Source organism: Viridibacillus arenosi (assembly GCF_001955655.1).
Classification (GTDB): Bacteria; Bacillota; Bacilli; order Bacillales_A; family Planococcaceae; genus Viridibacillus; species Viridibacillus arenosi.
Map to the genome: position 1 here is coordinate 42561 of NZ_MSPW01000012.1, position 22297 is coordinate 64857.

Genomic DNA, 22297 nt, shown 5'->3' on the forward strand with positions numbered 1-22297 from the left:
AATTAAATTCCTAATCCCCATGTGAAATCAGTCCTTCTTTTTTAATCCCTTTATTGTAACATATTGGAATTATAGTTACTACAAAAAAAGATACTTACACCCTGTTACCGGGGTAAGTATCCTTACTTAATCGCTAATACCGCTATAAATAGGCGGTTTTTCAATTTCTGATTTCATATCATCTATTGTCAATCGAAGTGGCAGTAAATGATATTTTTCATATAATCTTTTTTGCATTTTTGAGATTTCGTCATCTTGTTCATCGATATGTGTACTTGCAATTAACGTTTCATGTGATAATTTAATACTTTTAATCTTTACTAATGTTTCACTCAGTGACAATTTTTCCTTTTTTGTCACAACGAGATCCTTTTGATCAATAAGCTGCTCCACAAATGTTTCGACAAAGTCTTTTGCCTCCAAAATATTATTAAATCCATTCAGCTGTCTAATTGCGTTGATTAACTGTTGTTTCTTTTTCATTCGCTCAGTGCTAATCAGACTAACTCGATTAATAATTCGCTCTATTTGATCGTGAGCGATATCATTTAAATTCTTCAATACCGCTGGATATTCGTTAAATAATTGCATTTCTAACGCGAGAACTTTCTTGTATTGTTGCTCAAGTGTTGCTTGTAAAACTTCCGAAGGTTCGTTTGATTTACTCTGCTTTATACTTTGTTGCTCGTTAACAAACATTGTTTTTAACAGGCCCTTCCCTGTTGAATGACGCTGTTTTCCATCGTTTCTATTAGACTCGTTTTTGTACGATTGAAGCATTGTACGGTATTCCCTTACAGCCTTCAAATAATCTTTTGAATACTCAACAAAGACCATGACGTCATAGGTTTTAAAATGCTTATTATTCGATATTACTTGTAGCAATTGATACAACGTTTGCACATCTTTAAAAACCACGCTTGCCTTATGATATTCCTTTTCATATGTGATGAGCTTTTGATTTTCAATTTCTGTTCTTTCAGATGCTTTTTGTTTCCCTATTTGATACTGGATTAATAGATTATAAGCTGTTATATAAGGCTCTCTTTGTGGTATTAGTTCCATCTCAGTTTGGAACCTCTTAAGCCATTTAATAAAGCGTTCCATGATGAGGTATACACGGTCTGATTGGTTAGCATGGGAATTCTCAATTTCCTCTAATAACAATTCAAACTTACTTTGGTTCCACTTATCATCATCACCGGTTGCCACAGCTACCTCGGCATTTCTAACAGAGATCCCCATTATTTTACGGAAATAAGGCGATAGCAATTTATTTTGTTCAGCTATGAATTGTTCATAAGCTGTTTCATGAATATCAATTGCATTAATAATTGCTAATGGTTTTACATTACGTTCATGAAATTTTCCGAGTAGCTTCAATTCACCTTGTGTTGGTTTTGAATTACAGTTAAAAATCCAATACAAATCATCCGCGCGGTTTAATATCGATTCCTTCACATACACTGACTCATCACCACTCGGCTCTAGCGGTGTTGTATCGATAAATGTAACTTTCTTTAGTAGTTCATTATTAACATAGACTTCAATATAGTCCAAGTTTTCACGTAAGATTTCAGCACTAAAAGTGTCCGATGTTGTAAATAGTTCCACTTTATCAAGATCAAAACTAGCTACTTGTCCATCAAGAAAATAAGCCTTCACTTCTTCTGTTTGACCGTATCTAATAATGGTATTTATCGCTGTTGCTTTCGCCAATTTCGTTGATAGAACGGTTCTTTTAAGCAGTGCATTTACTAAACTTGTTTTCCCTGCGCCAGTCATGCCTATAAGTAAAATCATAGTCTGATTTTGAGCATCTTCAATAATTCGTGTCAGTACTTTATTTGTACCTTTAACATATGTATTTGTTGAAAGAATCATATTCAAACTTTTTAGCTTAGTAACGAATTGTTGTAAAAACTCATTAGGTTCATTTTTGTTCCAACGAATAAGCGGTGTATCTTCTAGATGATGTATTTTTCTTAGGTCCTTATCCATATTAACCAAACCCCATTTCTAATAGTTCTAATTATACAGTAAAACAATATTTTAATAATTAAAGAAAGTAAAACCAATGAAAAAATAGGGCAAAACATCGTCCACACACCGCTATAACCAAGACTATTGAACAAAGAAATAAAACCTATAATAGTATATATTTTATTTAAATATTATTTTCAGATATATTTTTACCAAAAAACTCAAATCTCTTTAAATGATATATCAAATGAATAAGATGATAGGTAATAATAACTATCACCTTTTTCAATTTAAGATGATATTGGTAGAATATCTAATTTCCTTTGTAATTCAGAATAAAATCCTTGTTGCTCTATGAGTTCTTTATGATTGCCACGCTCTATTATTTCTCCGTCTCTAATAACAAGTATTTTATCGGCATTTTCTATCGTTTTTAAACGGTGTGCTATGACAAAACTCGTTCGACCAGTCATTAAATGTTTCAGGCCTTTTTGAATCTGCACCTCCGTACGTGTATCTACACTAGAAGTGGCCTCATCAAGAATAAGAATATCCGCATCTTCTAAAATGGCTCTTGCAATTGCCAGCAGTTGGCGCTGTCCTTGACTTAAATTCACTCCACCTGACTTAATCTCCGTTTGATATTGATCTGGTAAATATTTTATAAACGAATGAGCATATGCCACCTTCGCAGCTTGAATGACTTCATCGTCTGATGCATCAAGTCGACCATAGCGGATATTATCCATAATTGTTCCAGAAAACAAATACGTATCTTGCAATACAACGCCAACCTTTTCACGGACATTGGCTATTTTATAAGAACGAATATCTTCGTTATCTAGTAATATTTCACCTTGATCAATATCATAAAATCTTGTTAGTAAATTAATAATCGTTGTCTTCCCTGACCCTGTAGGACCCACAAGCGCAATTGTTTCACCTGCTTTTGCTTGAAATGAAATATTCTTTAAGACTGGTTTACCTGTATCATACGAAAAAGTAACATCGCGGAATGAAACATCCCCTTTAAGCTGTTCCTTTACAATTGCATTTTGTCCATCAGTTCGTTCTGGTTTTTCATCCATTATCTCAAACACACGCTCTGCTCCTGCAATGGCAGATTGAAAAGTATTCAACAAATTAGATAGCTGATTAATTGGTCGGAAAAATTGACGTGTATACGTTACAAATGCCGCAATGACGCCGATTGATGTATGACCACTTACCGCCATCAGTGCCCCTGTCCCAATCACTAACCCTAAACCAAGATTGTTCATAAAGTTATTAATGGGGCCAAGAAAGCCCGAAGTAATTTCAGCTTTCATAGCGGATGTTCTCAAACTTTCATTGACCTTTGCAAAATGTGTAGTCGTCATTTTTTCTTGACCAAACAGAGTAATTACTTCAGAGCCAGTTATAGTCTCTTCTATATACCCGTTTAATGCCCCTAAATCACGCTGTCTTTCAGAATAGTTCACACTACTCTTTTTAATAATTTGTTTCGATACAAATACAATTAGCGGAATAATGGTTAAAGTGACAATCGCTAACTGCCAGCTTAGTATGAACATTGCAATGCTCGTGCCAATCAACGTTAGTATTGATGAAACAATTTGAACGACACTTTGGCTCAACGCAACATTTAAGTTATCAATATCATTTGTTACACGACTCATTAAATCCCCTTGTGACCTTTTGTCAAAGAAACGTAGTGAAAGTGAATGCAACTTTTCAAATAGATCTAATCTTAACTTTTGAATCGTTTTTAACGCTGCATTGATCATGACATATGTTTGAAGCCAAGTGAAAATTGACGTTAATACATATACACCCGCCAAAATAAATAACATTTTGGTCGTGCCACTTAAATCTTTTGTAATAATATAATCATCTACGATTACACCAATTAGAAGCGGTCCCGCTAAACTTAAAACCGTTGTTAATATAACGAGGAAAATGGCTCCTATGAGTTGCAATCTTTGCTGTTTTACATAATCCCAAATTCGCTTTAACGTTTGTTTTTGGTTTTTCGGTTTCACAACAGGCCCACGAAAATGTGGTCCACGTTCTAATCCATTACGGGGTTGATTAGTCTGTTCTTTATTCACTTAATACCCCTCCTTTTTCCACTTGGGTATCATAGATTTCTTGATAGACTTTATTATTTTCAAGCAATTCTTCATGAGTTCCCATACCAACAATTGCTCCGTCTTCCATTACTAAAATTTTATTGGCATTGATAATGGAGGATATTTTGGAAGCTACGATAAAGGTTGTCGTGTTTTGATAATCTGTTGCAATTGCCTGTTGTATATTCTTTTCTGAAATACTATCTACTGCAGAAGTAGTATCATCTAGGATAAGGATGGATGGCTTTCTGATAAAAGCTCTTGCTAAAGCTAGACGCTGTCTTTGTCCACCTGATAAGTTTGTTGCACCTTGTGTTAAATTGTGCTGTAAATCATCTTTTAATTTCTCAACAAATTCCGTAGCACTAGCAGCATCAAGTGCTTTATACATATCTTTTTCTAAACTTTTTTGATTTCCATATTGTAAATTTTCTTTTATTGACCCCGAAAACAGCGTTGCCTTTTGTGGTGTAAATCCGATGTTTTCTCTAAGCATTTCTAAATCATAATGCTTAAGCGGTATATCATCTATGAAGATTTGTCCTTGATCCACATCAAAAAGTCTAGGAATCATTTTAACAAGCGTTGACTTCCCGCTGCCCGTTGTTCCAATAATGCCTATGAAATCTCCTGGATGCGCAGTAAATGAAATGTTTTTCAACACTTGCTCGCCATTTTTACTATAGCTAAAGCTGACATTTCGAAAAGTAACAGCACCTCTTACTTCTTCTAGTTGGATAGGTTTTTCTGTATTTTGAATGTCAATTGATGTTGCAAGTATTTTATGCACTCGATTTGCAGAGGGAAAAGCGCGGGCAATTTGCATTAACACCATACTACTAGAAATTAGACCATTCATAATAATCGTTAAATAATTTATAAATGCTAAAATAACACCTACTTGCAGCGTGCCATTATCCACCTTAATTGCTCCAAACCAAAGTGCAGCAATAATCCCCATATTAATGACAAACATTGTTAAAGGCATCAAAACCGCTACGACTTGGTCCGCAGTAATTGTTCGTTTTGTTAATTGATTATTAACATCCGTAAACTGTTCAATTTGATGGCGTTTTCGATTAAATGCTTTAATCACGCGAATTCCAGCTAAATTTTCCTGCAATTTTGTATTCACTGCATCTATCGCTAGCTGTACTTTACCAAACATAGTACCTGATAATTTCGTGAAAAAGTAGATACAGATGATCAAGACTGGAACTACTATGAGTAGTACTGGAAATAGCTGTCTAGCAGTCATAAATACTATGACAATACTCCCGACAAATAATAAAGGACCACGTACAAAAATTTTTAAAGTCATCATTAACGCACGTTGTAAAGCCTCTACATCGCTCGTCATTATTGTAATGAGCTTACCGGTTCCAAACTCGTCTCTATTACTACTCGAAAAATAAGAAATTGTATCAAATAAATCCTTCCGAATATCCGTTGCAAAATGGACAGCCGTCTTAGCACTAAAGATGGAACACCCTACTCCACCAATAAGTCCGACTAATGCACTGACAATCATTAGAATGCCCATTTTCACTACATATGTATGATCCTGATTAGCAATACCTGTATCAATAATATGTTGCATAATAGTTGGTTGGATTAAGTCCATCGTTACTTCGACTACCATCAATAACGGCCCTAAAATGGCCAACCATTTATACGGTTTTAAAAACTGTAGAATTCTTTTAACAGCTTGCATCGTCTTCCTCCAATTTTGTAAATTAGATAATTATAACATAGTATTTAATGCAAACTCATTCAACCGCTGATTTTTTATTCGAAATATACTTGCTTTTCCATTAATAGTGTTTTATACTTCTTTTCAACATATAGAAACACGCGTTGATGAGGAAAAGTAAAATAACTTAAGTTGTCAAGAGAGCTTCTGTCGGTGGAAATGAAGTGAACTTAACTATTTGAAAATGACCTCTGAGCTTCGTACCGAACGATTTTTTTAGTAGGCTACGACGAGAAAGGCACTCGTTATAACAGCAACAGTATCCCTAATTGGCGTACTGATGAAGGCAAATGGTGTAAGCTATTTGCAAACGAAGGTGGTAACACGGGTATATAATCTCGTCCTGATCAATTTAATTTGATTGGGGCGAGTTTTTTTATTTTAGGAGGGATTTTTTTAAAATGAGTATTGTTATTGGCGGAGCTTGGCCTTATGCAAACGGATCATTACATTTGGGACATATTGCTGCATTATTACCAGGAGATATTTCAGCTAGATATTATCGATTAAAGAAAGAGAGCGTTCTTTATGTATCAGGTAGCGACTGTAACGGTACGCCTATTTCTATCAGAGCAAATCAAGAAGGTGTTACTGTAAAGGAAATTGCAGATCGATATCATGAAGAATTTACAGCCTGTTTTAAAAAGCTGGGTTTTACTTACGATTTATATACGCGTACAGATGCTGAACACCACCATCAAAGCGTTAAGAATATCTTCTTGAAGCTACTAGATAATGGCTTTTTATATAAAAAAACAATTGAACAAACGTATTGTGAACATGACAAACAGTTTTTGCCGGACCGTTTTGTCGAAGGAATCTGTCCAGTATGCGGTAGCAAGGCACGAGGGGATCAATGTGATTATTGCTCAACAATATTAGATCCACTGGATTTAATTGATCGAAGATGTAAAATTTGTGGCAATCAACCCATCGTGAAAGAAACGGAGCATTTTTACTTTGCATTCAGTAAGATGCAAAATTCTTTAGAACAATATGTGCAAAATGCAAAGGAACAAAAAGCATGGCGCCAAAATGCAATCGACTTATCCGAACGATACTTAGCAGAGGGCGTACCCGATAGAGCCGTTACGAGAGATTTACCAAACGGAATTGATGTACCAATAGACGGTTTTGACGGAAAGAAAATATATGTTTGGATTGAAGCTGTATCAGGGTATTACACCGCTACTTTAGAATGGGCAAAACAACATCAGAAAAACGTTCAAGATTTCTGGAGTAACGACACAATTTCTTATTACATTCACGGGAAAGATAATATCCCTTTTCATACAATCATTTGGCCAGCTATTTTAATGGGATTAAATAGCCCTGCCCTCCCTACACATATTGTTTCAAATGAATACTTAACACTTGAGAAACGGAAACTCTCTACTAGTTTAAACTGGGCAGTATGGGTACCCTATATTATTGAAAAATACGATGTAGATACAATTCGATATTTCTTGACGATCAATGCACCAGAAAATCGCGACACAGATTTTTCTTGGCGCGAATTTATTTATAGTCATAATAGCGAGCTTCTAGGTGCATACGGAAATTTCGTTAACAGGACATTAAAATTTATCGAAAAATCATTCAATAAACAAATTCCTAAAGGCATACTGAATGCTTCAATTAAACTTCAAACGCAAAAACTCTATGATGAAGTAGCTATCGCGATTGAACAAGGGCATTTCAAAGCACCACTTGAAGAAATTTTCTCTTACATCCGATCGGCTAATAAATACTTTGACGAACAACAACCCTGGTTACAAGTAAAAGATGATGAAGTTGGTTGTGCAAATACACTTGCTACATGCATCTACATCATTGCGAATTTATCACAATTACTAGAACCCTTTATTCCGTTCTCAACAAAGAAAATACGCGACATGCTTGGAATTACTGATATCTCATGGCATGAATTAGTAGAATTACCGACATTCATTCAATATGTAGAGCCCTTGTTTGAGCGTTTGGACATTGCACTAATTGATGAAGAATATCAATATCTCATCAGTCAAAGTAACATTAATAAATAAACAAAAAAGCTTTCTGCAAATGACTGATCCATTCGCCGAAAGCTTTTCACACTGAAAACTATTAAGACTCTTCTTTTTGTACCTTGCCATACTTACCTCCACCACCAACTTCTATTAATAACTCACCTTTTCGGGATTGATCAATATAACGAACTAATTTTTCTGGTACTACTGCCGTTAACTCTTGATAAGTTGCTTTATGCAAAATATTCATTTCTGTCCCAACTGCAAGAAGTAAACGATCTAGTGATTTTGGTCCGAGTCCTGGTATGAAATCTAGTGGAATTTGATGAATATATGGCGGTCTAGGTCGCTTACTCTCTTCACTTTCAGATAGCTCCTTAACTCTAGTGGCAACACCTTTAATGATATTATGTTTGTGACATACAGGGCATTCAGATAAACCCTCATCTACTTTTGCAGAACAGCCACCACAAACCGTTTGATGGTATTTTCCAAGCAAAGGGTTTAAACCATAATTAGCGACAATAGCTCGCCCGTCTTTTTCTTGAAGGGCTTTTTGTAATTCAGTAAAGCTTGCATGATCAAGTCTCATTTTTTGATATTCTCTTGCAATTTTACCGACAGAATGGGCGTCTGAATTCGTTAAAAAGGTATATTGCTCTAACTCTTTTATACCTCTCACCATATACGTATCTGAGCTTAAACCAAGCTCAATTCCGTCTATCATAGATGGATCAAACACCTCACTTAAACTAAATAATACACCTTTACCGTATAGGCTTTTAAAAGGAGTAAACACATGAGCAGGAATAAATAAACCTCCAAGTGAACGCACTTTCTTTTGAAGTGTAATACCATCACAATAAACACGTTGAGAACTTAAATTGATATTCTTCACATAGCCACTCATCCACATCGAAAAAATTTTCATGATTTCAATAGTTGGAAAATAAGCAAGGACATGAATTGGTCCGTGGCAGTGCTCATCGTATATTTCAATTTCTGAACCAAGTATCAAGGTAGAGTTTCCGAACAATAACCCTCCATCAGCAATTTCCACCATCTCTCCATCTTGTATCATCTCTTCAATTTCTTCAATGACCTCTGGCGAATGACAATCTATAATACCTATTAGATCAATACCCTTTCGTTCACTCGCCGCTTCTAAAATACGTCTTAAAGTTAACCTTTTGCTTCCTGTAATTTTTACAGGTCTACCACTTTTGGTACGACCAATATGAATATGTAAATCTGCGTAAAATTCCTTCACTTTTTTTCAACACCTTCATAATTAAGTTTTCTTCAATTTGAAGTTGAAATAGTTCAATTGCAGAAGTTAAAGAATATGAAGCTTCACTATATTGCGCTAATCATATGTTTCACTTTTCCCCACAGTATTATACGTAAACGTGTTGAAGCAATTTGACATACTCTCATCATCGCAATATGAGTTTATGTGCTATCTAGTAAATGCACCATTGTTCGCCACACTATGGAAAATAAAAAAGACAATAAAAAAACCGACTCTCAAAAGAGAATCGGTTTTTTCTACAGCTAGTTCAAATTAAGCTTTTTGAACGTTAGCAGCTTGAGCGCCACGTGCGCCTTGCTCAACGTCAAAAGTAACTTTTTGACCTTCGTCTAAAGATTTGAATCCTTCACTTTGGATTGCTGAGAAGTGTACGAATACGTCATCTCCGTTTTCGCGTTCGATAAATCCAAATCCTTTTTCTGCGTTAAACCATTTTACTGTACCTTGTTCCATTATTGTTGCCTCCTAGTGTGATATCCACACATTGTATTACTATCCTTGTCCAAAGTGATGGTCCAGACGACAAGTCAAACTTATACTGCCCTTTGCACCGAACAAAAATAACTAACTTCATAATACCATGCATTTCCGAGATATGCAAGTGTTGTAACGAATAAAAAACAAAAGAACTGAATTCCACAATACATTTTTCCTCTCAAATAGCTCACAAACATTGTCAAATAGGGCTTTTCATTCAATTTCAATATTTTAAATTATTTTGAAAATATTTTAAATAATGACTATTTTATAAATTATTTCCTAATATTTAAATTTGTTCAAAATGACGATCTTGCCTTTCTATTTTATGACGCCTAATTTGAAAACTTCTTGGAATATTTTTAAATCATCTTAAGTTCTTTCAATATTAGTATGTCCAGTTTTTATTTATTTAACCTCTTTTAACAATTTTTCTATATTCATAATGCGCTCATTCATCTCTGTTAGCATTTTTTGTTGAACTTATAGATTTTCAAGTTCCAAAATCAACCTTAAATAGAAAGTAAAAATAAAACCTCAAAAAAGAAGTCGTTCACCCTTTTTGAGGTTTTACTATTATAATTTACGTTTTTCTTCTATTAATCGTTGAAATTCACTTTCAAGTTCCTTTGTAGGTTCTATACTAAGTCGTCCTAACACTTCAGATATCTTTAAATTTAAAATTAATAACTCATTTTCCTTGTTATCAGGTGCTTTCTTTTTCTTTGTTTGCACTCTTTCTTTTAACGTTCCTTCAAATAATTGAAGTTTTCCCTTTTCAATTTTTAACTGCCGAGTAGCAATATTTTCTACAAAACGTCGATCATGAGATACGAAGATGATTGTTCCTTCGTATTCTTTTAGGAGCGATTCAAATGCTTCGACTGCATCTATATCAAGAAAATTCGTCGGTTCATCTAATATCAACGTATTTACATCGCTAACGAAAATTTTAGCAAGCGCTACTTTCACACGCTCACCGCCACTGAGTACTCCGACTTTTTTATATACATCATCTCGATAAAAATGGAGTCTTGCAAGTACGGTTCTAATAAATGTCTCATCTTGTATCGATAGTTCTCTAACATTTTCTAAAATAGTTTTTTCAACATTTAACACGTTCAAGTTTTGACTAAAATAACCGACTTTCACTGCTGGTGAAATGGTAATACCTTTTTCATGTTCAACGATCTTTTTTAGCAAAGTCGTTTTTCCACTACCGTTATTCCCAGTAATAGCGATTTTATCTCCTCCGCGTATTTGAAAACTGCTTTTTTGCCAAAGAAAACGCTCTCCTACACGACCTTCAACATCTTCTATTCGTATAATAATTTTGCCTTTCACTGTTTCAGCGTTTGGTAAATCCATTTTAATCGCTACTGGATTTTTTACTTTCTCCACCTTTTCTAATTGCTCTAATCTCGTTTCAATTGCTTTCGCTGTTTTTTGTAATTTCTTTTGTTTTTTTGCAAAATAAGGTTTTGTTTTGGATGCTTCCAATTTACTCACTGATTTCGGTACTTTTGCTGCTCTCGCTGCTTTCTTTTCTTTCAAAACTAAGGCTTCCTCTAACTGGTTTTTCTTAGTTGTATATTTTTCGTAGGATGCTTCTTTCTGTTTTTTTTCAATTTTCTTTTGCTCAGTATAGTCGGAATAATTCCCTCTATATTCTTTTAATCCGCCGTCTTCGAGCTCCCAAATTTTCGTACAGACTGCATCTAGAAATGCACGGTCATGGGATACGATTAGTAACGCGCCACCTCTTTTTAATAATTCTCCTTCAAGCCATTCCACATGATGCGTGTCTAAATGAGTTGTCGGTTCATCAGTTATTAATAGACGGGCACTCTTTGCTAATGCACCTTGTATATACGCCTTTGTGACTTCCCCACCACTCTTGGCGGACGTCGATTCCTTTAACTGCGGTACAAGTTCTAGCGGACTGTAAGTTTTCACATGTCCACTCTCTGGTTCTTTCAATGCCGCTAAAACTTCAAGCAATGTCGTTTTTCCAGAGCCATTTTTCCCGATTAAACCAATGCGGTCATGGTCATTGATTTGCAACTTCTCTATATTAAAAACTTCTCTATCTCTAATTGAATAATGCAGTCCATTTGCTTCTAATAACATCATAAAAAATCTCTCCCCTCATGTATCGGGGCAAAAAAATGCCCCCTATCTACAATCAGAATAGGAGGCATGGGTGCACAGCAAAAAGAGACGTCTCTTTTTTGTCCAACACATGAATGACAATCCTATTCTGAAAACACTGGAATGAAGGCATTTTGAAAAAACAGAGTATTTCATCTGATTTAAAATACGATTCATTCTTAGCTTTCGAAAAAATAGGATTAGTACTTCATGTAATTGGGTCACCCTTTCGTTTTTAGTTATATTTAATATACAGAATTCCGCTCATATTGTCTATTCTAATTCACTAGAAATAATCGATAAAACTTGGTACCGCATTTGGCAAGATCGCTTCAAGTAAAGCAACAGATGCAGTATCACCTTTTAACCTTTCTATACTATGCAAATACGTTGGACGCTTATATCCTAGGAACATTGTGACAAACGTTTGAATCGTCATTTGTACAGTATTTGACTCAATTTCATTACTTACCTTTTCAACTGTTACTTCTCCTGATTGAACAGTAATTTCAAAGGTTCCATGATTCCATTCTAGGAGAGTGTCCGTTAAAGCTAACCGAATGTGGAAGTTCGTTCTTGCAAAAGGGAACCGCTCAAGAAACTTTTGGACATCAATAATTCTTGCCATGAAGTACGGGGAAACATTTTGTTTGATTTCACTATCCTCCATTAAGAAAGCTATCGCATCATTGCCAGAAGTTTTACCATACACATGGTAAATCATCGAACGATGGGCATGTACAAAGTTCCATAATGCTTTACGAGCAACTTCCTTCAAATATACAAGCTCATCAATATAAAAATCCTCTTCCATAATGCGGTAGAACATATAGCCAAGCGCTAAACCGTCATCATCATAATACACGGCAGCTTGCAATTTCGTATCGCTACCTTCAAATTTCTCTTCCCAATACGATTCTTGGAATTTCTCATTCCAAGCTATTGCATTTCGTTTCATCGCACCATGCGTATTATGAGCATACCTGTTGTATACATCACGAAGATCTGAAAAGTCATCCTTCATACGTCTTACTTGTCCGGGAATATTTCTATAAAAGGGTAGTTGTGTATCTTTCACTTGATACTCTAGGATGTCGCTCATAATTTCAAATCCCTTTTTGCGATAATAAGGAATTGAATACGGGAATAGATAGGCTATATAGCGCCCTTCTTGACGCATCCTTTTCATACTCTCAACCATAAGTGTATGCATCAAACCATGGCTTGAATATTCAGGATAAGTACCCACTGCTGTCATGCCACTCATATCATAAATCGTCCCATGAATATTCACTTGAAACGGTAAATTTAATATTTGGGCGACAAGTTGCTCTCGATCAAACCAACCAAGAGCTAATCCCTCATCGAACTGTTTACTTTTGGCATTTACGAATAATCGATCCTTATTAATAGATAAGGAAATTTGAAACACATAGTTTAATAATTCAATCGACTGACCAATTTCAGATTGTGGAATTTCCCGCATTACTAATTCTTTGGATCTTCCCATTTTAAAGCCCCTTTTCTCTTTTATTCTTATTTAAAATATAACCAAGTTTTCTTCATTTTGTACTAATTTACATATTATAATATGTAAAACTAGGGAAATCCCTTGAAGGAGGAATTTTTTAAAAATTGAAACAGATTATCTTTCTTTTTCTCTTTACTTGTTTAATGATTTTACCGAAGCATTCCTCTGCTACAACATGGGCATTTTCATTCGTTTCTTGGAATGGCTATGTTTATGAAGTAACTGATGAACCTGTCACTGATATAGACAAAGAAATTGGACATGTCACGAGTTATTCGGATATGGAACCACTTGGTGGAAACTTTTCAAATACTTATAAAAAAGGAACTATGTACTTCTCCATTAAAGGAATTAATACAGCGCAAGCAATTGCTGTTCAAGTAAAGGATGAACAGTATTTGAAGGCAGTCATGAGGCATGAACAACAGTCCACTATACTCAACACGTTACAGAACAAACTCTTTTTCCCTATCTCTGCTGGTCTTATTGTTTTGATATTGATGACCATCATTATTATAAAACGCTTCAAATAAAAATGCCAAGAGCTACAATTTGTAGTCTTGGCATTTCATTTATTTGGCTAAAGATCCTAAAGGTACTGAAGAATATGTTTTCCCCTTGTTCTTTACTCGCTTCCACAGGAAAATTGAATATACTAATAATACGAAAAAGATGATATATGCTGATGTGATCGAGCTTTCGACATTTCCCATAAAGTTGAAAAAGTTATTAAAGCCGTGGAACAATATCGTAATGATAATCGACTGCCCATCCATTACAAGCAATGCTAGCACTAATCCTACAACAAGTGCATATAAAATTTGAATAATCGTATCTTCAACTGATTGTCCACCTATTAACTGCAATGAGTGTGTCACTCCGAACAGTATGCTCGAAATCCAAACAGCTGTAAAAGTACCCTTTGCAGATATTATTCGCAGCATCATTCCTCTAAAGACCGTTTCCTCGATGAACGCGACGATTAATAACTGCATGATAAACATAGCAAATAAGTTAGGTACAGATACAAAATTTAAGCCGTTGGTGCTAAATAGAATGATACATAATACGAGAATAAGTGGTGCGTATAGCAACAGACTTTCTTTATTAAGATGAACCTTCACAAAGAAGTATTGACGCCATTTCTTTTTGAAAGCAATATATAGGAAGAGAATGATTGCTAATGGAACCAGCATAACAAATTGTAAATATGGACTAGTAGGTTCTTTAATTGTTACAAAGGCGCCATTTACCGTATAGAAGAATATTAAAAGCAATTCCAAACCAACAATTTTAAAGACAATTTTTTTATACATATCGCTATCTCCCTTCTCGGCTAAATTTCCTAAATCCTTTTATTTTATGAAAATAGATTATCAGAGTATGCGTTAATAGCTACATTTCAACTTACTAGATTTAAAGTTATTCTACATATTTTCACCGAAGTATCATTACTTAAATATAAAAAATGAGGTTATGCATAAGGTAAAGTTGACTATAAATAAAACAAAGTCCGATGAGAAACTACCTGTTCTCTCCGGACTTTTAATTTGTCTTATTCAAATTGATCAAACCAACCACATCTCTCATATGCATGCTTTGAAATTTATATTTTCCCTTTAAATATTCTACATGCTGTAATATTTCCTCAAGAAACTGAAGATTTTTTTCCGTGTTCTTGCCGAAATTATGTGGATGCCACCATAAATGATAATACTCATTATTTTTAGCAGCTTCCGTTAAGCTGTGTTTAATGCGTTGTAAACGAAGTCTCTCTAATATTCTCAATTTACTGCTATATGGTCTTAAAAACCGGCTAGATGGTACATTGATAATCGGGTGAGTGCTTACTTTCTCTAACTTGTAGCTATTATGACCTGTAATATTTATATAATGATCAGCTAATCGGAGCATTCGCTTTATAGTGGTATTCATTTCTTTAATGTACGGGCCGTAAATCCAGCTATTTTCATTTCCTCGATAAGCAGTTATGCCATATTCATCACATAGCTGTAAATAATCTAAATTAACTTGATTTCTCGGAAATACTAACGATGTAACTCCTTCATTCAATTCAACCATTGCCTGCAAATCCTTTTCAAAATGTTCGATTCGCTGCCCCTTTTCAAGACAATAATAATGACTGAAAGTATGCGTTCCAATCTCTTGGTTTGGAATTTTTTTAATCATATTAATTAGTGAATCTCCATAATGATATAAATCCTCTTGTTCATTTGCACCTACATTCGAAAGGTTATATTTAGCTGATAAAGTTTCATTTTCATATGGAATTTCTATACTTTCCAAGAAACTTAAGAGTTCCTGTTTATCTTTACAATAAAGCATTCCAACAATAGCCCAAGTAGCATGAATATCATACTTCTGAAATAACTGAAGAATTTTAGGTATTGCTAATCGTGCACCTAAAATATTTTCCCCGTAATTTTCAATAGTAAAAACATCATGTACTCCCCAATTCAGCTCAAAATCTAATGAAATTATAAGTGCCCCCAGCTCTTCATCCTTTCTTGATTTTTTTTGCACGTAACCAAAGTATGAATTGACCGATTTTTGAATTTGCTTCATAGCCAGAATAAACATGAGCTATTTCTCCACCGAATTCCATTTTGAAACTACGAATATTTGGATTCTTTGTAAGTCCACCCATATCAAAAATTGTGTGGTTTCTTGATTTAAAATATAATATATTTCTCCAAATCAAATATCTATTTGCTTCACTTAATAATCTTTTTTCTTCAGTTTTTTCTTTCATCCGAAAATGAGAGGCAGAATATAAACAAAAAGCTATATTATCATCCGAAATATATACTCGATAACAAAGCACTTCATTTGCTTCATTCAAAACTTTCGTGATTACAAGTGCATTCTTGTCTTTTAGCTTATTCATCGTATTTACATGAAAGGAATTACATGAGTATGTGTTTACAAATGCTGAAAAAAGATTATAAAACTTCTGAAATGCTTTAATATCCATTATTGACGGTTCTTCTAGCACTTCTATTTGAAAATGGTAACCCTCTGCTTTTTTTATCTGCTTTCTATTTGTTCGATGCAAGTTCTCAAATAATTCTTGTTCACTTTTAGTTAAATCGATATAAAGTGTTTCAAACTGCTGTAGTTGCTTTTTAGGGACTAAAGAATGTGTAAACCCTTCTATATCTGTTAACTTTCCAGTTGAAACGATCTCATTCAAAAAATAATAACTATGCATTTTTATATTAAAAAACTTTCTCTCTAATAGAATAATAAAAGGCACCTTCTCTTTTAAATTTCTACTTCTTTTTTCACTTTTCTCTTCCCTAAAACTCTTGAGTAAGAAAGCCTTTCAGTGATATCAAATTCATTTGATTGGAGTAATTGAATACTTTTTTTATCACGCTTATTTACATGTACAAAAATGTACTTTGGACGATATTTAGCCTGAACAAATGAAAGAATTTGCTTTAAGTTTTCATTCTCCCAATCTCTAATATAAATGCTTTTTTTCTTTAAGTTTTCAACGACTTCAATATCGTCTAGTCTAATGACATTTTCATTTACCCAAAATACTTTATTGACGTCAGTTGAGTAATAACCTTTATATCCATTATATATTTTTTGAAGTATTTCTTTTCTATCATCCTTCATTGAAAGTGCCATTTCAGGCGTTATTTGTTCAAAATGACTGTTTAATCTCATTTCGTTAACTGTCAACTTTGCTATTAAATATTGTTTTTGCTCATATACAAAAGGTTGCAGTCTATTCTTCCAAATATCTTTCCAGAAACGAAATTTCTCTTTATTTCGAAGGTAATATTTCAACTTACCAATTGTGTTTCGTCGAAAAATAACAACAGAATAGTGTTTTCTAATCTTAGAAAACGCTTTTTCTTTTAGCCAAAGAAAATTCCGAAACATACTAGCCCTAAACGTATTTGTAGAGAAAACTGTTTTTCTCGTATAATCAAAATTTGTATTCCATTCCAGCTTATATGGTTCATATCCGATGCTCATATCGAGTTTATGAAATCCATCGTCCATGTTTCGTTTAATCTTCTCTTTTACTAAAATTCTACCAGGACCGTATACATCAAAATCTGAATCATGTCCTAATACATATCCCAAATACCTTCCTCTACATGCAAAACCATACGTAAAAGCAACCATTTCATTTTGTAATGTTAATGTAGATAAGCGTACACTCAACTTCCCATCATTCTGTTCAGCTAAGTATTTAAAGAAAGCTTGTTTTCGATTACTAGAAAACCCACTCGTATCATTTTTCTTTTCCCATCGCTTTTGATGCACCTTAAATACTTGATTGATCTCCGTCGCAGGTGAAATTTGTAGTTGAACATCACCAAGTGCCCTCAACCTTTTTTCCCTTCGATCTAATCCATGCAACTTATGACGAGGTTTCATGTACTCTTCATACGAAATATTATCCAAATCAATATAAGGAGTGACAATACGAGAATATCGTTCCTTCATATTTCTAGCTTTCAAATAATTCGAAAGTTTACTATGTGTTTCTACACTTTCTAATAATCCGTGTAGATAAAAAACTACGCTCTTTTTCTTCTTTATTAAAGCATCAAATACAAACATGATGACTCGGTCTATATCTCTTTCCCTTGCAATAATATCCATATAATTCGCATCTCCAAGTGCTAAAAAACGAAGAATATATCCATACCAAGTTTTTTCTGATTGAAATGGAAAAAATGCAATCGTGCGATTATTTTCTTTTACTGCATATATTTCTACTTTTTCTTCCTTCCCTAAAAATCTCCACCAATTATAAACAAATTCAAATTCGATAAATGGATTCGTATTATCATTTTCTTCTAAAATAGCAGACCATTCTTTCTCATATCTTCCCAAGTCCATATACGTAGTAATCTGAATGAGCTCCAAATTATCCTCCATTCGGGTTAGGTTTGTTTTGGACGAATTTTATCCACAAGGAAATTTACAAGTAGTTTTGACTCTTTCACCTTTAATAGTGTAATTAATAGGAAATAGATACTGCTACCTATCAGGATGACTACACTCATTTTCAAAAAAACATTCCAATCTGTTAGTATATAGTTGTTAAAAATATATACTCCCCCACCCATTACACTGGAAGCAAATGTTACTTTCATAAAGGTGATGAAATTCCCTTTCAAACCGAACGCTCCAATTTTTTTTCGAAGCTTGATAACTAACAATGTTGAGCAGAAAAGTGCAGAAATACTCGTAGCTAAAGCGATCCCACTGATTCCCATAAAGTAAGATAAAATAATACTTAATATAATGTTCAATATAACGGCCATAGAAGCATTGTACATAGGGGTTTTTGTATCCTGTAGAGAATAAAAAGTGCGATTTAAAATTTCGCGGATACCATACCCTATCATACCTATTGAATAGAAGAAGAGTGCATGAGTTGTCATTTCTATTGCACGTTCGTCAAAATGTCCATGTCCAAAAAGTAACCTTATAATAGGCTCTGCCAAAATCATTATTCCGACACTAGCAGGAACTACGATCAAAATGACAACCGAAATAACCTCACTAATTGATTGTTTGAAGTCTTCTTTATTTTTTTGTACAGCCATTTTTGAGATGAGTGGAAACATGACAGTCACGAATGACAGAACAAATATACCTTGTACAAAATCATTTAATCGACTAGCATATGTCAAAGCAGAAACTCCCCCCTCCACTAAAGTAGAAGCAAGAGTTTTATCAACCATCAAGTTGATTTGGTCAATAGATATTCCTATCATAATAGGGAAAACAATAACTGCCATTTTCTTTATTTTCTCGTCGTTGAACTGCACAATTGGAACGTATCTATAATTTGTCTTCTTTAATGAGGGGAATAAGAATATTAGTTGAATAAACGCAGCTAGAACACTGCCAATCGCTAATGCAATAATATTCGTTTGAGTACTTACTATAATTGAAATGATAATAATAAAATTAAAAGGCAGCCCAACCATAGCTGGTACTGTGAATTTTCCATACAACTGTAGATAACCACTGAAAATCTGAGTTACACTAGTAAAATATATGCCTACTAAACCTATTCGAGTAAAAAGAACAGCAATTCTTAATGTTTCTCCATCAAATCCTAAAGCAAATAATTTCACCAACACGTCAGAAAAAAGAAGACCAATTACTATGACCGCAGTTGTAACTATCAATACAATGTTGATGAGGTTATTTGTAAAGTATGTCGCAGATCGCTGCCCTTCACTATGTTCGATTCGTTTAAACATAGGAATATATGCAGTGGATATCCCTGAAATAATAAGACTAAATAATACAGATGTAATCGTAATGGAAATAATATATGCATCACTCGTTGAAGTAGCACCATAAAAGTAGGATAGTGTGATATCCCGTAGAAATCCGGTAACTTTTGATAGAATTGTAATGACCATCAAAAGAACAGCTGTTTTTTTTATAGTTTCTATGATTTGTCCTTCTTTTCTTTTTATTTATGTTGCCATGCTATATTTATTATTATCCATACTCGTTCATCATCAAATCGTGCTCCAGTGAATCAAATTCCTGAAGGTTTTTTATAGCGAAAAGTAGTAACAGGAAAAAACTTTCGTTAGACATTGCATTTAGAGACAAATAACTGATCCCCATACAAATAATAGGTAGCCAACTAATAAAATCGTTTTTCACATTAAATCTGCTAACATTGCTAAATTTCAAAAATGTTGCTATAAACAAGATAAAAACTAAAAATCCTACTAATCCCCATACTACAAGAAGTTCTAAAATGATATTATGCGCTTGAAGTTGAATACCTGATCTGAGGTGATAATCTTGAATTCCCATTCCGAAAATCATGTCTTTTGTATCCGACATTAATAATTCAATATATTGTTCAGCTAGTACATTTCTATTACTAGTAAGAGCAGATGGATCATCAATAAAATCTGTAAATCTTGAAAGTAGTAAATTTAAGATGGATGTAAATTCCGAAATAAAGAAAATAGAAAACAAAACAAGAAAACCAATTACCGACATAATAAAAAACAATATCTTTTTATTTTTTTTCAATCTAAAAATAATCTTAATAAGTAGTAACACTAATAACAGTGAAATAACTAATAAAAACATTCTCGATAAGCTGAGTACACCGAACGCAACTAAAAAGACAAATAACAATGGATAAAGGAATTTAAAAAACTTATTTGTCTCACGTTTTACGAGATATAAAAGTAGAAACAACGAAATCATTACATACATTGAAAAATAATTTGGATCTCCAGCTCCTCCTTTAAATCTAATAGTCGCATTATTCGACATCAGAGTTCCGTAATTCTCAAAAAAATCTAACGTCCCATAGAATATAGAAATCAATACACCCGCGATAGAATATATAATTACAACTTTATGATTATATGACTTCAGAGAATAAAAGAAATATAAAGAAACATATAAAATTGCAAAACTCCAACTAAATAGCAAAATAATCGATTTGATATCATAATAAAAAATATGACTCCATTCATAGGCAATAAACAATCCAATAATAAAAAGATAACTCTTATTAATGGGCTTCTTAAAATTTGAAATCAATACTTTAAAAAGAGCAATACCAATTAAGACATTTATTATTGGCACAGATAAACCTGGAATTGGGATAAACATTACCGCTAAGTTTGGTACTAACGAGATTAATACTGCAAATGCATGGTCTGGTGATATGAATAATATACGGAAAGCCAAATAAATACCTAAGCAATAAACCAGTAAATTAATATTTAATAACTTATCACTTAGAATACAAAATCCGATGATATATAAGTCTAAATACCCTAAACTTCGACGGAAGAATGGACCAGTTTTTTTAAAGGTATGGGTAGCATTTTCTTTTTGATGTTCAAAGGACACTACTATACACCTGCTGCAACTGATTCTTATAGTCTGCCATATTAAACATTTCTTCCGCTTTTTTAGAAGCACTTAAAGACATCTCTTCATATTCTTTCTCTGATAGTAAAAGTTTCAATATCGCAGTAATAAATTCTTGATCTTCATTGCAAATAACTCCACAATTACTATTAACAATGCTCTCTATTCCTTCAAGGTTAGGAACTACTATAGGCTTGCCCATAGACAACGCTTCAATCGCGACCATTGGTAATCCTTCAGATTTAGATGTCATTACTAGAATTTTAGAGTTTTGTAATACAGGATATGGATTATTCATAAATCCTATTAGATCAATATTCTTCTCTAAATCTAATTTTTTTATTAAATCTCTACATTGTCCTTCTAGCCTTCCTTCCCCCATAATAACTACAGAAACGATTGGGAACTCTTTAACTAATTCTGAGATAATATTAATAAATCGAATTGGATCCTTCACATCTTCCAATCTTCCTACAAATGCTACGTCATAACTTTTCTCAGTAGGTAGAGAAGCTTTTTCTGCTATCCAATTTACATCTACAATATTTTTTATGACAATTGATTTTTCATTATATATTCGAGACAAAAATGTAGATTCTTTAATTGCAGGTGTAACTACTATTATTTTTTTGATTTTTATACATGCTAAGAAAAATAGAATTGATAATTTATTTACGCTTTTCAACCATTCTGGAAATTGATGAATATGTGATACTACAGGCGTATTAAAGGTTGCTACTAAACTTAAAAGCGTCGCAGTGAAATCATGTGCATGGATTATATCAGGCTTCCATTTTTTCATTACTTTTCTTATTTGCATAATTGATAACTTATTCATAGGTAAATAAGTTATCCCTCTACTATCCAGTATTTTTTCAATACTCCCCATTGGTGAAGAGTAAACAGATTCGGAGAATTCAGATAAATTATTAATAATACAGATGGCTACATTTTCAGCACCAGCAAGTCCATCAGAGCTTAGAATATGTAAAACTCTTCGTTTCATCATCTTCTCCTTCCATT

At 33.6% G+C, this 22297-nt stretch carries 16 protein-coding genes and 1 other annotated feature; of the genes, 2 read left to right on the forward strand and 14 right to left on the reverse strand.

Annotation, left to right across the window (positions count from 1 at the left end; all coding sequences use genetic code 11):
- Positions 1–126 precede the first annotated feature (126 nt).
- From BK137_RS17980 to BK137_RS17990, 3 genes are all read right to left on the reverse strand, one after another.
- Positions 127–2001: a dynamin family protein gene (locus BK137_RS17980; protein WP_038184688.1), complete on the reverse strand. Its 1875-nt coding sequence runs from the start codon at positions 1999–2001 to the stop codon at positions 127–129.
- Positions 2002–2273: 272 nt separating this feature from the next.
- On the reverse strand, positions 2274–4025 hold the full coding sequence (locus BK137_RS17985) for an ABC transporter ATP-binding protein (protein WP_235175733.1): 1752 nt from the start codon (positions 4023–4025) through the stop codon (positions 2274–2276).
- A gap of 61 nt (positions 4026–4086) precedes the next feature.
- Positions 4087–5829: an ABC transporter ATP-binding protein gene (locus tag BK137_RS17990; RefSeq protein WP_038184693.1), complete on the reverse strand. Its 1743-nt coding sequence runs from the start codon at positions 5827–5829 to the stop codon at positions 4087–4089.
- A 134-nt stretch (positions 5830–5963) separates the two neighbouring features.
- Positions 5964–6217, forward strand: a binding site (T-box leader).
- Between the two features lie 52 nt (positions 6218–6269).
- On the opposite strand from BK137_RS17990, the gene metG reads away from it, so the two are divergent.
- Positions 6270–7913, forward strand: a complete 1644-nt coding sequence (gene metG, locus BK137_RS17995) for a methionine--tRNA ligase (protein ID WP_038184696.1) — start codon at positions 6270–6272, stop codon at positions 7911–7913.
- Between the two features lie 61 nt (positions 7914–7974).
- On the opposite strand, the gene BK137_RS18000 is transcribed toward metG, so the two are convergent.
- The 4 genes from BK137_RS18000 to BK137_RS18015 form a co-directional block, all read right to left on the reverse strand.
- Positions 7975–9147, reverse strand: a complete 1173-nt coding sequence (locus BK137_RS18000; RefSeq protein WP_038184699.1) for an endonuclease Q family protein — start codon at positions 9145–9147, stop codon at positions 7975–7977.
- A 294-nt stretch (positions 9148–9441) separates the two neighbouring features.
- Positions 9442–9642, reverse strand: a complete 201-nt coding sequence (cspC, locus tag BK137_RS18005; protein WP_010331195.1) for a cold shock protein CspC — start codon at positions 9640–9642, stop codon at positions 9442–9444.
- A 600-nt stretch (positions 9643–10242) separates the two neighbouring features.
- Positions 10243–11799 (reverse strand): Vga family ABC-F type ribosomal protection protein, encoded by a 1557-nt coding sequence (locus BK137_RS18010; protein ID WP_038184708.1) that lies wholly within the window; start codon positions 11797–11799, stop codon positions 10243–10245.
- Between the two features lie 304 nt (positions 11800–12103).
- Positions 12104–13327: a GNAT family N-acetyltransferase gene (locus tag BK137_RS18015; RefSeq protein ID WP_038184711.1), complete on the reverse strand. Its 1224-nt coding sequence runs from the start codon at positions 13325–13327 to the stop codon at positions 12104–12106.
- A 125-nt stretch (positions 13328–13452) separates the two neighbouring features.
- Here BK137_RS18015 and BK137_RS18020 point away from each other — a divergent pair, with 125 nt between their 5' ends.
- Positions 13453–13881, forward strand: a complete 429-nt coding sequence (locus tag BK137_RS18020) for a hypothetical protein (RefSeq protein WP_051448702.1) — start codon at positions 13453–13455, stop codon at positions 13879–13881.
- Positions 13882–13920: 39 nt separating this feature from the next.
- On the opposite strand, the gene BK137_RS18025 is transcribed toward BK137_RS18020, so the two are convergent.
- The 7 genes from BK137_RS18025 to BK137_RS18055 all read right to left on the reverse strand — a co-directional run bounded on the left by BK137_RS18025 (position 13921) and on the right by BK137_RS18055 (position 22280).
- A complete protein-coding gene (locus tag BK137_RS18025; protein ID WP_051448703.1) occupies positions 13921–14664 on the reverse strand; it encodes a CPBP family intramembrane glutamic endopeptidase in 744 nt (247 codons plus the stop codon).
- A 229-nt stretch (positions 14665–14893) separates the two neighbouring features.
- On the reverse strand, positions 14894–15949 hold the full coding sequence (locus tag BK137_RS18030; protein ID WP_235175728.1) for a polysaccharide deacetylase family protein: 1056 nt from the start codon (positions 15947–15949) through the stop codon (positions 14894–14896).
- Positions 15867–16562, reverse strand: coding sequence for a hypothetical protein (locus BK137_RS18035; protein WP_143691084.1), 696 nt, complete (start codon positions 16560–16562; stop codon positions 15867–15869). The genes BK137_RS18030 and BK137_RS18035 overlap by 83 nt, the downstream gene beginning before the upstream one ends.
- A 71-nt stretch (positions 16563–16633) precedes the next feature.
- Complete coding sequence (locus tag BK137_RS18040) at positions 16634–18265, reverse strand: GNAT family N-acetyltransferase (RefSeq protein WP_038184716.1); 1632 nt, start codon at positions 18263–18265, stop codon at positions 16634–16636.
- Positions 18266–18282: 17 nt separating this feature from the next.
- Positions 18283–19839: a murein biosynthesis integral membrane protein MurJ gene (murJ, locus tag BK137_RS18045; RefSeq protein ID WP_327192127.1), complete on the reverse strand. Its 1557-nt coding sequence runs from the start codon at positions 19837–19839 to the stop codon at positions 18283–18285.
- Positions 19840–19864: 25 nt separating this feature from the next.
- Positions 19865–21253, reverse strand: a complete 1389-nt coding sequence (locus tag BK137_RS18050; RefSeq protein ID WP_038184722.1) for an O-antigen ligase family protein — start codon at positions 21251–21253, stop codon at positions 19865–19867.
- Positions 21243–22280, reverse strand: a complete 1038-nt coding sequence (locus BK137_RS18055; protein WP_038184726.1) for a glycosyltransferase — start codon at positions 22278–22280, stop codon at positions 21243–21245. Before BK137_RS18055 ends, BK137_RS18050 begins: the two co-directional genes overlap by 11 nt.
- Positions 22281–22297 lie beyond the last annotated feature (17 nt).

Bases quoted from the DNA above. Each gene is read 5' to 3' on its own strand.
- BK137_RS17990 (WP_038184693.1), bottom strand. From the start codon at position 5,829: ATGCAAGCTGTTAAAAGAATTCTACAGTTTTTAAAACCGTATAAATGG.
- BK137_RS17980 (WP_038184688.1), bottom strand. From the start codon at position 2,001: ATGGATAAGGACCTAAGAAAAATACATCATCTAGAAGATACACCGCTT.
- BK137_RS18030 (WP_235175728.1), bottom strand. From the start codon at position 15,949: ATGTTTATTCTGGCTATGAAGCAAATTCAAAAATCGGTCAATTCATAC.
- cspC (WP_010331195.1), bottom strand. From the start codon at position 9,642: ATGGAACAAGGTACAGTAAAATGGTTTAACGCAGAAAAAGGATTTGGA.
- metG (WP_038184696.1), top strand. From the start codon at position 6,270: ATGAGTATTGTTATTGGCGGAGCTTGGCCTTATGCAAACGGATCATTA.
- BK137_RS18025 (WP_051448703.1), bottom strand. From the start codon at position 14,664: ATGTATAAAAAAATTGTCTTTAAAATTGTTGGTTTGGAATTGCTTTTA.
- BK137_RS18015 (WP_038184711.1), bottom strand. From the start codon at position 13,327: ATGGGAAGATCCAAAGAATTAGTAATGCGGGAAATTCCACAATCTGAA.
- BK137_RS18010 (WP_038184708.1), bottom strand. From the start codon at position 11,799: ATGATGTTATTAGAAGCAAATGGACTGCATTATTCAATTAGAGATAGA.
- BK137_RS18055 (WP_038184726.1), bottom strand. From the start codon at position 22,280: ATGAAACGAAGAGTTTTACATATTCTAAGCTCTGATGGACTTGCTGGT.